11 protein-coding genes are annotated in these 13851 nt (G+C 51.4%); 7 read left to right on the top strand and 4 right to left on the bottom strand.

The window, feature by feature from the left end:
* Positions 1–62 precede the first annotated feature (62 nt).
* The 4 genes from MHI43_RS02485 (at position 63) to MHI43_RS02470 (ending at position 4781) form a co-directional block, all read left to right on the top strand.
* On the top strand, positions 63–2351 hold the full coding sequence (locus tag MHI43_RS02485) for a glycosyl hydrolase family 65 protein (RefSeq protein WP_036664736.1): 2289 nt from the start codon (positions 63–65) through the stop codon (positions 2349–2351).
* A gap of 78 nt (positions 2352–2429) precedes the next feature.
* A complete protein-coding gene (pgmB, locus tag MHI43_RS02480) occupies positions 2430–3104 on the top strand; it encodes a beta-phosphoglucomutase (protein ID WP_036664737.1) in 675 nt (224 codons plus the stop codon).
* Positions 3105–3272: 168 nt separating this feature from the next.
* The gene (locus MHI43_RS02475; protein ID WP_036664738.1) at positions 3273–4235 is read left to right on the top strand and encodes a phosphotransferase; all 963 of its coding nucleotides are present in this window, start codon (positions 3273–3275) and stop codon (positions 4233–4235) included.
* Between the two features lie 24 nt (positions 4236–4259).
* On the top strand, positions 4260–4781 hold the full coding sequence (locus tag MHI43_RS02470) for a hypothetical protein (protein WP_012818687.1): 522 nt from the start codon (positions 4260–4262) through the stop codon (positions 4779–4781).
* A gap of 56 nt (positions 4782–4837) precedes the next feature.
* Here MHI43_RS02470 and MHI43_RS02465 read toward each other — a convergent pair whose 3' ends face one another.
* From MHI43_RS02465 to MHI43_RS02450, 4 genes are all read right to left on the bottom strand, one after another.
* Positions 4838–5944, bottom strand: coding sequence for a GIY-YIG nuclease family protein (locus MHI43_RS02465; protein WP_012818686.1), 1107 nt, complete (start codon positions 5942–5944; stop codon positions 4838–4840).
* Positions 5945–6305: 361 nt separating this feature from the next.
* On the bottom strand, positions 6306–6728 hold the full coding sequence (locus tag MHI43_RS02460; protein WP_036664739.1) for a hypothetical protein: 423 nt from the start codon (positions 6726–6728) through the stop codon (positions 6306–6308).
* Between the two features lie 56 nt (positions 6729–6784).
* On the bottom strand, positions 6785–7513 hold the full coding sequence (locus MHI43_RS02455) for a hypothetical protein (protein WP_036664740.1): 729 nt from the start codon (positions 7511–7513) through the stop codon (positions 6785–6787).
* 525 nt (positions 7514–8038) lie between these two features.
* Entirely contained in the window at positions 8039–8905 is an 867-nt protein-coding gene (locus MHI43_RS02450; RefSeq protein WP_009595482.1) for an AraC family transcriptional regulator, read from the bottom strand.
* 126 nt (positions 8906–9031) lie between these two features.
* Between MHI43_RS02450 and MHI43_RS02445 the strand changes: the two genes are divergently transcribed.
* The 3 genes from MHI43_RS02445 (at position 9032) to MHI43_RS02435 (ending at position 13825) form a co-directional block, all read left to right on the top strand.
* The gene (locus tag MHI43_RS02445; RefSeq protein WP_012818684.1) at positions 9032–10321 is read left to right on the top strand and encodes a Gfo/Idh/MocA family oxidoreductase; all 1290 of its coding nucleotides are present in this window, start codon (positions 9032–9034) and stop codon (positions 10319–10321) included.
* A 113-nt stretch (positions 10322–10434) separates the two neighbouring features.
* Positions 10435–12252 (top strand): sensor histidine kinase, encoded by a 1818-nt coding sequence (locus tag MHI43_RS02440; protein ID WP_012818683.1) that lies wholly within the window; start codon positions 10435–10437, stop codon positions 12250–12252.
* Entirely contained in the window at positions 12227–13825 is a 1599-nt protein-coding gene (locus MHI43_RS02435) for a response regulator (protein WP_012818682.1), read from the top strand. The genes MHI43_RS02440 and MHI43_RS02435 overlap by 26 nt, the downstream gene beginning before the upstream one ends.
* The last annotated feature ends 26 nt before the right edge of the window (positions 13826–13851 follow it).

The following is a 13851-nucleotide window of genomic DNA, read 5'->3' as shown; positions in this document are numbered from 1 at the left end:
TAACATAACTCCGATTGGCTCTAAAATTCAAGCATAACCATGCTAGGAAGGAAGTGTAGACCATGACCTGGAATATATCAAATCCTGATTTGTCGCAGCAAGCCCTGCTGAATATGGAAAGTATTTTTGCACTCGGAAACGGTTACCTGGGTGTGCGTGGCAACTTCGAAGAAGGCTACGGCGAGCGCCTGTCCACCATTCGAGGCACCTACCTGAACGCTTTCCACGACGTGATTGAAATCCCTTACGGCGAGAAGCTCTTCGCCTTTCCCGATACACAGCAAAAGCTCGTTAACAATATTGATGCCCAAACGGTCCTGATCTATTTAGGCGACGAGAAAGAACCCTTCCGCCTGGATCACGGAACGATCACTGCCCATGAACGCCGCTTGCATATGGACAAGGGGTACTCCGAACGAATCGTGCAGTGGAAATCGCCCGAGGGCAAAGAGATCAAGCTGACCTTCCGCCGTCTGGTGTCCTTTGCGCACCGGGAGCTGTTCGCCATCGACGTTCGGATGGAGCCGGTCAATTTCAACGGCCAGATTCGCATCGTTTCCACCGTGAACGGCAAAGTGAAGAACTACACCAATGCCAACGATCCCCGGGTAGGCGCAGGGCATGCGGAACGGATGACCGTCATCGATGCCGGCGTCAAGGGCAGCGATGCCTATGTCGTAGACGAGACGATGGCGTCCAAGCTGCGTGCCGCTTGCGTGACCCGTCACCGCTTGAATGCTGATGCGGACATTCAGCTCGAAGCCGGAACTGGAGAGGTTACCCTCACGGCTGTCCTTCCATTGACCGGACCGATCCACTTTACGAAATACAATCTGTATACCGACAGTCTTCGTCACGGGCAAGACATGCTCGAGCACGGCATTCAGCTGCAGGAGGAGTTGAAGGATACTTCCTTCGAGGACTTGCTTGCCGAGCAGGGCGAGTATCTGAACGATTACTGGAAATCGGCCGACGTCGTGATTCAGAACGATGACCAGCTCCAGGAAGGCATCCGCTTCAATCTATTCCAGTTGCTGCAATCCGCCGGACGGGACAAGCACAGCAACATTTCCGCCAAAGGACTGAGCGGCGAAGGTTATGAAGGCCATTATTTCTGGGACACGGAGATTTACATGTTCCCGGTATTTCTGATGACGCAGCCGGACATTGCGCGCCAGCTGCTGCTGTATCGTTATTCCACACTGGAGCAGGCGAGAGACAGAGCGCGGGAAATGGGACACCGGCAAGGGGCGTTGTTCCCGTGGCGCACGATCTCCGGAACGGAATGCTCCTCCTTCTTTCCTTCGGGAACGGCGCAATACCATATCAGCGCAGATATCGCCTACAGCTATATTCAGTATTATCTCGCCGAGCAGGACCGGGATTTCCTCTTGTCCTACGGGGCCGAGGTGCTGATCGAAACCGCCCGCCTGTGGGCCGACATCGGCCACTATTATAACGGCGCTTTCCATATCGATGAGGTGACGGGGCCGGATGAGTACACCTGCTGCGTGAACAACAACTATTACACAAACGTCATGGCAAAGCATAACCTGAAATGGGCCGCCAAGAGCTGCGCCATTCTGGAATCCTACGATGCGCAAGGCTTCAAATCCCTATGTGACCGGCTTGGCGTAACCGCGGATGAAATTTCCGCTTGGGCGAAAGCGGCGGACGCCATGCTGCTCCCGTATGATGAAGCGCTCGGCATTAACCCGCAGGACGATACGTTCCTCCGCAAAGCGGTATGGGATTTCGAGAACACGCCGGAGGACAAATATCCGCTGCTGCTGAACTATCACCCGCTCACCATTTACCGTTATCAGGTATGCAAACAAGCGGATACGGTGCTCGCCCACTTCCTGCTGGAAGACGAGCAAAGCTTGGAAACGATCCAGCGTTCGTATGATTACTACGAAGGCATCACGACGCATGATTCGTCGCTGTCTTCCTGCATCTTCAGCATCATGGCCTCAAAGATCGGCAATATGGACAAAGCGTATGAGTACTTCATCGAGACGGCACGCCTCGATCTGGACAATACGCACGGCAACACGAAGGACGGCCTGCACATGGCCAACATGGGCGGTACCTGGATGTCGATCGTCTACGGCTTTGCCGGCATGCGCCTGAAGGAAAGCGGACTTTCCCTCTCCCCGGCCATTCCGAAGGACTGGGAGAAGTATGCGTTCCGCTTGAACTTCCGCGGCCGTCTCATCGGCGTCTCCATCGAGAAGGACGGCGTGACCTTGGAGATCGTCGAAGGCGAATCCATCGAGATCAAGCTGTACGACGAGGCCGTAACGCTTGAAGCCGGGAAACCTGTGAAACATGCGCTGCAGAGCAAATAACGCATTTTTCTTGCGATATCCGGAAGGTCCCTGTTTCGGGTTTATACTTTCCGTTTTCTCACAAAGGAGCTATAAGATATGAAAGAAACACGCAAGCTGAAGGCTGTCATCTTTGACTTGGACGGCGTCATTACCGATACCGCGGAGTATCATTATCAGGCATGGAAAGCCACGGCAACCGAGCTGGGCATTCCCTTCACGAGAGAATTCAACGAGAATCTCAAGGGGGTATCCCGCATGGATTCCCTAAAGCTCCTGTTAAGCCAGGCGGAGACGCCTGTAAACTATTCCGATGAAGAGCTGGTACAGCTGGCTGACCGCAAAAACAAGCTGTACGTCGAGCTGATCGAAACGATCACGCCAGCCGACCTGCTGCCGGGAATTACGGAGTTTGTGGCAGACATCCGGTCGTCCGGCCTGAAGACCGGCATCGCGTCAGCCAGCAAAAACGCCATCGCCGTGCTTACACGGCTTGAGGTCATGGACCAGTTCGACGTGATTGTCGACGTAACCAAGCTGAAGAACAACAAGCCGGACCCGGAGATCTTCCTCACCGCTGCCGCAGAGCTTGGCGTAGAGCCTGCCGACTGCATCGGCGTGGAGGATGCCGCCTCCGGCGTCGACGCCATCAAGGGCGCCGGCATGTTCGCCGTCGCGATCGGCAACGCCGCGCATTTCCCGCATGCGGATGTCGTGCTGTCCAGCACGGTAGAGCTGAATTTCCGTGAGTTGGCGCAGAAATTCCAAGGTTGATAGAGAAAAATGTAAGGGTGCTCCTAAGGGAGCGCCCTTTTTCGTATGCCCTCCCATTTTTTGCAACCACCCGCCATCTTCGTTAGACTGTAATTGGTAGTGAGTACAGTAACTTTCCGGTATGTAAGCATAAGCATCATATCGAGAATACGATAAAGGGGACTTTCCATGGAACAGGCTGTCTTGGATCAAGGGGCCGAACGATTCGGCCGAGGTTCTTATTCGCTGAAGTTACTCGGGGGATTCGATCAGAATGTATTTGAATACAACGGTGAAGACGGACGCAGCTTCATTATGAAATTCCTGGACGCGTCCAAATACCGCAAAGCCTCGATCATTCGCGAGCTGACGTGGATGGCCTATCTCGCCGAGCAGGGTCTGAACATGGCGGTGTCCATTCGATCCGCACAGGATCTTCTTATTGAAGAGGTAACCCACGATTCCAAGCGATACCATGTCGTTGCCTTTACGAAGGCTCCCGGCAGCCCGTTAACGGATGTAACATCGGATTTTGCGATAATCAAGCAGTGGGGACGCGGGATGGGCCGTATGCATAAGCTCGGCAAAAAGGACGCCACCGCTTCGTCACTCGTGCACCGAATGGCGTTTCCCCAATGGAATGATCATGTGATTTTTACCGATGCGTTCCCGGAGGCTGCAGGTGTAAGAGTCCATACGCAGTGGAAGCAGTATCTTAAGGAATTGGAGTCCCTCCCGCAGAATGAAGAAGGCTACGGCATCGTCCACAATGACCTCCACCATCACAACTTTCACGTACATAACGGGGAGATTATCTTTTTCGATTTCGGGGACGTCTCGTACCATTGGTTCGCCTACGATATCGCCATCGCCATCTATCATGCGGTTCAGACGGTTTCGGAAAACCGGAAAGCCGAGTTTGTGGCCCGGTTCCTCGACTCGTTCTTATCCGGCTATCTTCAAGAGAATACGCTGAGCGAGGAATGGATCCAGCGGATCCCGTTGTTCATCGACTTTCGTAATATCTACTCCTATGTCTACTTCGCCAAATTCGTAAATTGGAATGAGATGGATGAACGCACCCGGAAATATCTGTTAGCGATGAAAGCGGATATTGAGGCAGGCAAATCCGTTGTAAAGCTGTCTATTTAATAAGAGAAGGAAGATTGCTCTGCCATGAAACCTAAATCCAAACATCTCCGCCGGCTCGGGTATTTGGGCCTGGGGCTGCTCCTCTCGGCCATCCTTCTATACCTGCTGTTCCTTCGCCCCACGCCCATCAAGGTGGGTGGATTTACGTCCTCCGCGGATGAAAATACCATGATCTTCGAAGTGATAAATAAGGGATTCGCCGATGTGAAGCTGCTGGACGTGCGGGTGAACGATGGCATGAAGCCCGCCAAGGCCGAGTTGGGCGTCAGTTATTCCCTTCATCTGGTCGGAGGCGAAGGCCTTGATGAAGATCCCGATATCGAATTCGTCGATATTCGGGAGGTGCCGCTAAAGCCCGAGCTCATGCCGGACGAGAAGAGAGCCGCCCTTGATCAAGGTTCGCGGATTCCGCTTAATTACGGCATCCGTCTTTATAACAATCAGCCCATCACGCAGATTGAAGTGAAATATAAGTATGGGGGCATCACTTTTACGAGAGAGATGCCGATGGGGCGATTTTTCCGGGATAACGTCTCCACAAAATAAGATTGGAAATATAGGCGATAAAAAACCGGGCTGCTGCAGCCCGGCTCATGCTCAAATTAAAATGACACAACATGATGATTCAAAAAATCCCGCAGCGCAGCCTCCATATCAGGCTCCCCCCCGTCTTCGAGCCATGAATCCTGAAGAACAAGATAGCGGCAGGCGCTGCTCTGCAAATAGCTGTAGATGATTTGTGCAGCATCGATGTCTTGCCGGGTAACCTCGGCAGCATCGCTTTCCGGATCCCTCGTGAAATAGCTGAGAATCAAGGCTTTGACCCTCTGCCTCAACGATTCAATGTCCGCCGTGGTAGCCACAGAGCATCGCTCGCTGTGCAGCACAACGTTCCCCTTAATCAGAAATAACTTGATCGTATCTTCGTTTAAATACTCGTAGACAACGATGCTGTGATTCTCTTCGGCAAACTCGATCACATCCCGTTTACTTAAGAGCAAGTTCACCGCCTCCATGCCGTCCCTGTATTTTGCAGCCTGCTCAAAATCGAAACGCTCTGCGGCGCCCAGCATGGTTCGCTCCATTTCATCATATAAACGTCGGTCGTCCCCTTGAAGCAGAGCAATGAATCGATCCATGACTTCATCAAATTGCCGCGCGCTTTCGCCGCCAAGACACTTGCCAAGACAGAGGCCAATCGAATAATTCAAGCAGGGAGTATTTGCCGAAGAAGCAGCAGGTGCATGATTGCAGGCGATTTTACAGCATTCCTTAACCTTCTGAACTGCATGTTCAAGACTATGTCTGCTGGCTGTATAGGGACCGAAAAAACGAGACGGTTCGTGTGTGCCTTCATCCAGTGTATCTGTAATTTCCAGCCATCGCCAATCTCGCTTTTGCCGCAATACGATATAACTATAACCTAGCGGATTTTTCATCTTGCGGTTATACATCGGCTTTATGTCCTGAATAAGCCTGCATTCCAGCATGAACGCCTCAAACTCCGTGTCGGTGACGATATGCTCGAGGTCTTTGACATGCTGAACCAGCCTCTTCACTTTTGGGGAGTGCGATTTATTGTTGTAAAAATACGATTGTACTCTCTTCTTGAGACTTTTGGATTTGCCAACGTAAATGACCGTTCCACGCGAATCTCTCATGAGATATACGCCCGGCGACAGCGGCAGCTCTTGTATTTTTGTTTTCATTATGACTGTCGATCCTCTCAACGAATCTATCAAACATGGCGTTTTCGTTCACTTCCAAGATACCATATGCACACCAAAAAGCACCACATTCACGGGCTGATTCAACTCGATGGACGTGGTGATTTTATTAGCGACTAGGGCTACGGCCTCTATTACCCCCGTCTCACATAGGGTGGATTGATTGTCGTGCTCCCGCATGCGACCGAAGGCCCCATAATAACTGATTCTCGAATATAATTGTTGGAACAGGATCAGGCAAGTAGAAAGTTGAAGGCAGGTTATTCAAGGTGTCTCAAGGTAGTACAAAAAAACAATAAGACGAACTCTGATAAGAAGCAGTCCGTCTTATTGTTAATCAGAATCAATTTAATTTATTGAAGTGTTCTTCACTTATTAGATCGAATAACTGTGGGGCATTGAAGGTAGCTTCATCAAATAGAACATCACTTCCAGAATCGCCACAATATAATTGTACATTCTTTTGTTCATCTAGAAATTCAAGATGGAAGAACGGTAGGATATAGCTTTCAGTTTCACTCATCTCATAATGATTGAAGAAATCCACAACTTCCTTATCAATAGGTACACGTAATTCAAGTAGGCCGTCATCACCAAAAGTCCTTTGAACCGTTTGTTTTTTCAGAAAGGGGGCGTCAGCATCATCTTGTGCCCAACATCTTATCTTAAGATACTTACATTCTTTGCAAAAAAACAAAATAATTTTTTTTACCAGATCTTTTCTTTGTTCTGTTTCAAGTTTGCTACTCAGTATATGTGTGTACAATTCTTTGAACTCACCTCATTTCTGACAACTAACATTCTATTTATCATTATATACTGTCATTCATTTTCAGGAATATCTTCGTTTGGTGGTATCCCTGGAACCGTTTCAGATTCAACCGGAACTCCTGGAGCTTTTTTAGATTCGTCTGGTTCTTGTGCCTTCTCATTAGGAGGAGCAGAAAGTTCATCTGATCCAGTATCGATAGGTGGTTGCTCACTATTTCCTTCCGGTTGATCTCCCGCTGATCTAGCAGCAGCAACCAAAGCTATAGCACTTGCAGGCCATGTAGCCCAAGCGATTACAACTATTGCTACAACTACACCAACAGTTACAGCAACTTCCCAATTTGTTGCTTTATTCAGTTGCGCCTTAACTTCTTCCTGCATAGCTTCTTTGGCTTCAGTTATGGCAAGTAGGGGGTGGCAGTTCGTCTTAGAGGTATTATTTACAGTGTCATGAACATACCAACAAATGCTTCCAGCTAGATTAGTTCTCGCTGAGATATGAAGATTGGCTTTATGTATTGAGTAGTTTCCACGAGAATCTTTTTCCCATACGTGAATGTTTGTATGAAGTATGTTCTGTGTTTCATTCCATGGACCTGCCCATCCATTGTGTAGTTGAATAACATCAATTTTATAATTACCTGGGTATAATTGGGCGAATAACCCGGCAGATCCACTAGCTCCTACTTTAAGGGGAGCGGATACCAATAAAACTAGTGCTAAGATTGTTGCTAAGACAGCACTTCCCCTCTTAATGAAAAACTTTTTCACCAAAGACATTTGATCACTCCTTATTTTTATTGGATGGTAACAATAACTCATAAAATATGATATATTTTTTTCTATAAAAGGGTAATAGTTCCATATAATAAATATAATGCATATTTTTTGTGAAAGTATTGAATAAAAAGACGAAAAAAATGGCGGATACTGTAGAAAGTAATGAGGAACTGACTCGAAGGTTTACATTAATCTTACGACTTTGGAAAAGTGATCGTCTCTATACGTGAATTGCAATATGAGCGAATTGAATTAACAGAGTATATAAAACATTATCTTGATATTCTATTAGATTATTTATTACAAGAAGACCATCTAAACTCTCGATCAAGACGAACCTAAGCAGCAATCTCTTTTTCGTCTTTCCGAGTAAGCTTAATCCGTCATTAGTTATGTTAAGTCGATCCATTTTCTCTTCAAGTTCAATTACAAATCCCCTCACATCCTCGCTGAAATAAAATAGAGACTATCTATTTTATTTCAGCTTTTTCTAGTGAACCAGAAAGAAGACACAGCCATATTCCTCTAGCTTCGCATTCGATACTGCTGCCGGTATGCCCTCGGAGACAGCTGAACCGTCCGCTTGAACATCTTCCCGAAATGGGAGAAGTTGCTGAAGCCCGATCGCCAGGCGATATCCGTGATGGAATCATCGCTCTCCCGCAGGAGACGCTGCGCTTCCTTGACCCGAAGCAGGTTGAGATAATCGCTGAAGGTAAATCCCGTCGTCTGCTTGAACAGCCGGCTGAGATAGTGCGGGCTGATCCGGAACGCCTCCGCTACCTCGGGCAGCGTTAAGGCCTGCCGGTAGTTGTCGTTAAGATACCGGACGACCGCCTGGGTCTTCGGATGAAGGACCGGCTCCGTATCGGCGGAACGAACCATGCCCAAATGCCGGCTGCGGTAGGCGAAGAGCAGCAATTCGACCGTTCGGTGCCGAAGCAGCCAGCTGCTTCCCGCTTGAGGATGGATCATCTCATTCACCATGTCGCCGACCATTCGCTCCACCGCTTCACTCGCTGGCGAAGGAAGCCTTAGAATGGGAACATCCCAACCGAACGGCTCCTTCAACCCTTCGGCCAGCTCAGGCGGTACGGCCAAATCCGCAAACAATTCCGGGTTTATATAGAGGACAAGGCGATCATGGTCGGGCCGGCCGCTGTCCAGCGTCTTATGAACGGCATTCCGGTCCACGAAGACAAGATCACCGGCCCGAACCCTGTAGGAGCGATCCTTGATGAAGTAGATCCGCTCGCCCGATAACAGGTAATACAGCTCATAATGATCGTGGAGATGGTCGGCCGACATCGAGAAATAGCCAATGCGGCGGTCATACTCCATGCTCAAATATCCGGTGGGATCATGATAATCTGCTCGAAAAGGCTTGGTCATGCGGGCTGCCCCCTTTTCTTGGATTATAGCAAAATATGCGGTATTTGAAAGCGATTACGCATGAAATGCGGCGAAAGCAATGCTCCCTTGTTATAGGCTAGAGCTATATTCAAGGAGGCGATAGAGATGAGTGACAAGAAACGTTATGTATTGGTCGGTACCGGCGGCCGCGCCGAATTTTTTTATGGCGCCCTGGCCCAAAACTTCCGCGACAAATCTGAGCTTGCTGCCTTTTGCGATATCAATCAAACCCGCATGAATTACGCGAATCAGCTGCTGCGGGAAAAATATAAGTACACCGAGGTGCCTACCTATCCCGCGGACCAATTCGACCGGATGATCGAGAACGAAAAGCCCGACTTCGTCATCGTGACCAGCATCGACCGGACCCATCACAAGTACATTATCCGCGCGATGGAGCTTGGATGCGATGTCGTGACCGAGAAGCCGATGACGATCGACGAGGAAAAATGCCAGGCCATCCTGGATGCCGCCAAGCGGACCGGACAGAACATCAGGGTCACCTTCAACTACCGTTACGCCCCCCACCATACCAAGGTACGGGAATTGATCATGAACGATACCATCGGCCAGGTGACCTCGGTTCATTTCGAATGGCTGCTGAATACCCGCCACGGCGCGGACTACTTTCGGCGCTGGCACCGGGACAAGCGGAACAGCGGCGGATTGCTCGTTCATAAATCCACCCATCACTTCGACCTGGTCAACTTCTGGATCGGTTCCCATCCTGAAACCGTTTTCGCATTCGGCGATCTCATGTATTATGGTAGAGAGAATGCCGAAGCCCGGGGCGTTACGCAATTCTATAATCGCGCGACCGGCAACAAGGTTGCGAAAGAGGACCCTTTTGCGCTCCATCTGGATTCCGATGCGCATCTCAAAGCCATGTACCTGGATGCCGAGCCGGAGGACGGCTACCAGCGGGACCAAAGCGTATTCGGGGACGGCATCAACATTGAAGATACGATGGGCGTCCTCGTGCGATATCAGAACAAGGCCATTTTAACGTATTCGCTGGTCGCCTATCAGCCGTGGGAAGGCTATCGCATCGCCATCAACGGCACCAAAGGCCGGATCGAGATGAACATCGTCGAACAATCCTACGTCAATTCACTGGGCGACAAGAGCCTGGAAGGCGCGTTAATCGGGAAAACGCTGCGGGTGCTTCCGATGTTCGATGCCCCGTACGAGGTTCACGTCGAGGAGCAGCAGGGCGGACATGGCGGAGGCGACCCGGTGCTGCTGAATGATCTGTTCGGGGAACCGGTGGAAGATCCTTATGCCCGCGCGGCCAACCATATCGATGGGGCGAGATCCATACTGACAGGAATTGCAGCCAACCGCGCCATCGCCACCGGCATGCCTGTACGAATCGGTAATTTGGTTCGTTTCTAAGCCGTACACGGCTGCTCCAAGCATTTTTCCTTCAAAGGCTGCGTATTTTGCGCAGCCTTTTTTCACATGTCGCAGACCGCCTAGAAATCCGCTTTTCGTAAAGGAGGAAATGGATGTTCTTCTCATTAAAAAGCCGTTTGATCGCCTTTATCGTCGCACTCTTCGTCCTCTCTTTCGGCACGCTCTCCTTCCTGCTGTTTACGGAATCGCGCACCGTGATCCGCTCCTACATCGAATCCTCGGCCCTTGAAAAGATGGAGGAATACGGTTCCTACGTGGATATGGTCCAGATGCAGATTTATGACGTCGCTTCCCTGGTCTTTAACAGTGACACGGCCAAGAACTGGGATAACGCCATCGGCGATCCGCTGCTGCCCGAAGGGGAGAAAATGCTGGCCAATCTTGCGATGAGCCGATTTCTGACCCAAGCGACCAACAGCTACACCAGTATCTCCGACGTATCCATCTACCGGCGCAGCGGGCTTCGAATCGGCGGCGAGAACCAAGTCGAAACCGACCCTGCCTTTTTGCGGGAATCATGGTACACGAACTTCTTCGCGTCCGGAGACCGCTGGCTGCCAGCGCATACGGACCAGCATGAACGCGTCCGGGATCACGGCAATCCCGTCGTCAGCCTGCTGATGCCCATCGGGACCTTCCATCATGCCACGGCACAAAACGTGATGAAGGTTAACGTCAGCGAGTCTTATTTTCTGGAGCCGCTCAGCCGGATCCATTTGGCCAAGAACAGCACGATTTTTCTGCTGAACGAACAAGGAAGCCCGATTCTATCTCAACAGGCGCATGAACTCGGCGCCGGAGCCCTATCGGAGATCGATCGCATTCGAAACGGCCCGCTGAAATCGGGCGTCATCTATCTGACCAACGATGAGGGGCAGCGGGACATTCTGGTTTACAAGAAACTGGGGCGCACCGGCTGGATGCTGGCCGGCCTGGCGCCGGAGAAGGAGCTGTACTCCTCTCTTCACAAGCTTCAGAGTACCATTCTGTTGGTTACCGTCGTTCTGATCCTGGTCTCCCTGTTTGCCGCCGCATGGCTCTCCTATGGCGTCACCAAGCCTTTAACGCGTCTGGTGCTGGCGATGAGGCAGGTGCAGCGCGGAGCCTTCGACCAGGCGGAGTCCGTTCTGCCTCCTGACAAAAACGTTAAGAGCGAGGTCAGTTACGTCATCTCCACCTTCCGCTATATGATCAGCCGCCTGCGGCAGCATATCCAGAACGAATTCGAGCTGAAGCTGCTCCGCCAGCAGGCGGAATATAAAGCGCTGCTCATGCAGATCAATCCCCACTTCATGTTTAACACCCTGGAGCTGGTGAGCAGTCTTGCCATGCAGCGCCGGACGGACGATACCGTGCAGGTGATCGAGGACCTGGGCAAAATGATGCGCTTCTCCATGAATACCAGCGACGACCGGGTCCCCTTAACCGAAGAACTGGCTTATGTCCGCCACTATATCTCCATTCTGCAAACCCGCTTCGGGCATAAACTCGACATCTCCATCCACGAGGAAGGCCGGCTGGATTCGCTGGTGATGATCAAGTTCATTCTGCAGCCGCTGATCGAGAATGCGGTCAAATACAGCTTTCAGCATCAAACCACGGCACAGGTCGACATCCAAATCAGCAGGCAGGACAACCGCCTGTTTCTCCGCGTCGCGGATAACGGTCCCGGCATGCCCTCCGAGATCATCCGCAAGCTCCAAGATCCCGCGGCGGCCTCCCAATTGGAGCCGATCCTCCGAAGCGAGAGCTGGCACATTGGACTTGGCAACGTAATTGCTCGCTGCCGCTTGCATTACGGCGACTTATTTGCCGTTCATATTCGGAACGGGAGCGAAACCGGCACATGCATCGAACTGATTCTACCGGTACAGGAGGAATATCATGTACAACGTATTGATCGCAGATGACGAGATCGAGGTTCGTGAAGGGCTGAAGCTGAAAGTCGACTGGGAAAGCATGGGCTTTGCCATTTCGGGGGAGGCCGGGAACGGCCTGGAAGCTGAAGAGCTCTTGAAATCCCATTCGTATGACCTGCTCATTACCGACATGAACATGCCTGTCATGGACGGCGTCCGGCTGCTGGACGTTTGCCGGAGCCACAATCCGACCATACAGATCATCATCATTACAGGATACGAGGATTTTCAATACGCCAGAGCGGGCGTCCGCAGCCAGGCCATGGACTACTTGCTGAAGCCCGTTGCCCGGGACGACCTGAAATCCGCCTTAAGCAAAATCAAACACGAATTGGATAAGAACCGCAAGGTACGGGACGATTCGGAAATGCTGCAGTGGCGGTTATCCCAGTATTACAAAGAAATGAAGGAACGCTTCCTGCTGGATCTCGTTCGCGGCGACCGCCTGCCCTCCGCCTCCATGCCGGAACGGATTCGACTGTTTCACCTGGAGGATTGGCAGGATGGCCGCGTATGCTTCATCACCGCGGGCATGAGGGAATCCGGCATGCAGAAAGCACCCGAAGGCCGAGCGCCCGAGCAGCTCCGCCTTCCGTTTCAAATGGTCTGCCATGAAATCGCCGAATCTTATCCGGGCGGCGTTCAAGTGTTTCATGACGCAGCTCATCCCGGTATCATGCATTTCATTGCGCTTGACGGCATTCAGCATGCATTCGCGGATAAACTCGTCGCGCAGGCATCCTCGTATTTAACCGTGGAGGTGCAGGTAGGATTAGGGCTGCCCGTGTCGGGGCTTGAGCGCTGGAAAGAGGGTTATATCCACTCCCTCCTGGCCTGGAATCTGGCAGGACGCCAGAACGGACCGGATCAGGCACCCGTAACCGACCAAAGTCCGTTGCTGCCGGACGAAACAAGCCGCGCGCTTCATCGCTGCCTGATCCGGGGCGAATTGGAATCCTTCCGCAGCATCATCCGGAGGGAGCTGGGCGAGTCATTCCGGCTATCGCCTGCCCGCTTGGTACGGAGCCTTTTTCAAATCACGCTGATTATGGAATCCGCCGCTTTCGACAACATACGGCATTCACGGGGAGGGGGGCCTCTATGGATTTCACCCGAATGGGTTTTATGGCTGGAGACCCCGGAGCAGGCGGAACGCCTGCTGATGCAGTGGGCACAGGATTTTGTTGACAACCTCACAGAATCCGGAGACAGAGACGCTACCCTGATTGAATCCGCCAAGCGGTATATCGAGGAAAATTACATGCAGGAATTATCGCTGACCTCGCTGGCCGAGCAGTATAACTACCACCCTACCTACTTCTCGGAAATGTTCAAGGAAGGGGCTGGGGTCTCGTTCATCCAGTACGTTACGGAGGTTCGGATGAAACACGCCGTACGCCTGCTGCAGGAGACCCGATTGACGGTATGGGACATAGCCGAGCTGACGGGTTTCTCTTCACCCGGCTATTTCAGCTCCAAATTCAAAAAAATGTTCAATCAAAGCCCTTCCGAGTTCCGACTGTCGCAATCCGAAAAAATCGAACACGATGATCCGAAGAAATGAGATTCCGCCCTCTCTCCTCCCCCGGT

The organism is Paenibacillus sp. FSL H8-0457, assembly GCF_038051935.1.
Classification (GTDB): domain Bacteria; phylum Bacillota; class Bacilli; order Paenibacillales; family Paenibacillaceae; genus Paenibacillus_AQ; species Paenibacillus_AQ lautus_A.
Note: the sequence above shows the minus strand (reverse complement) of the source record. Positions and strands in the feature narration are given on the sequence as shown.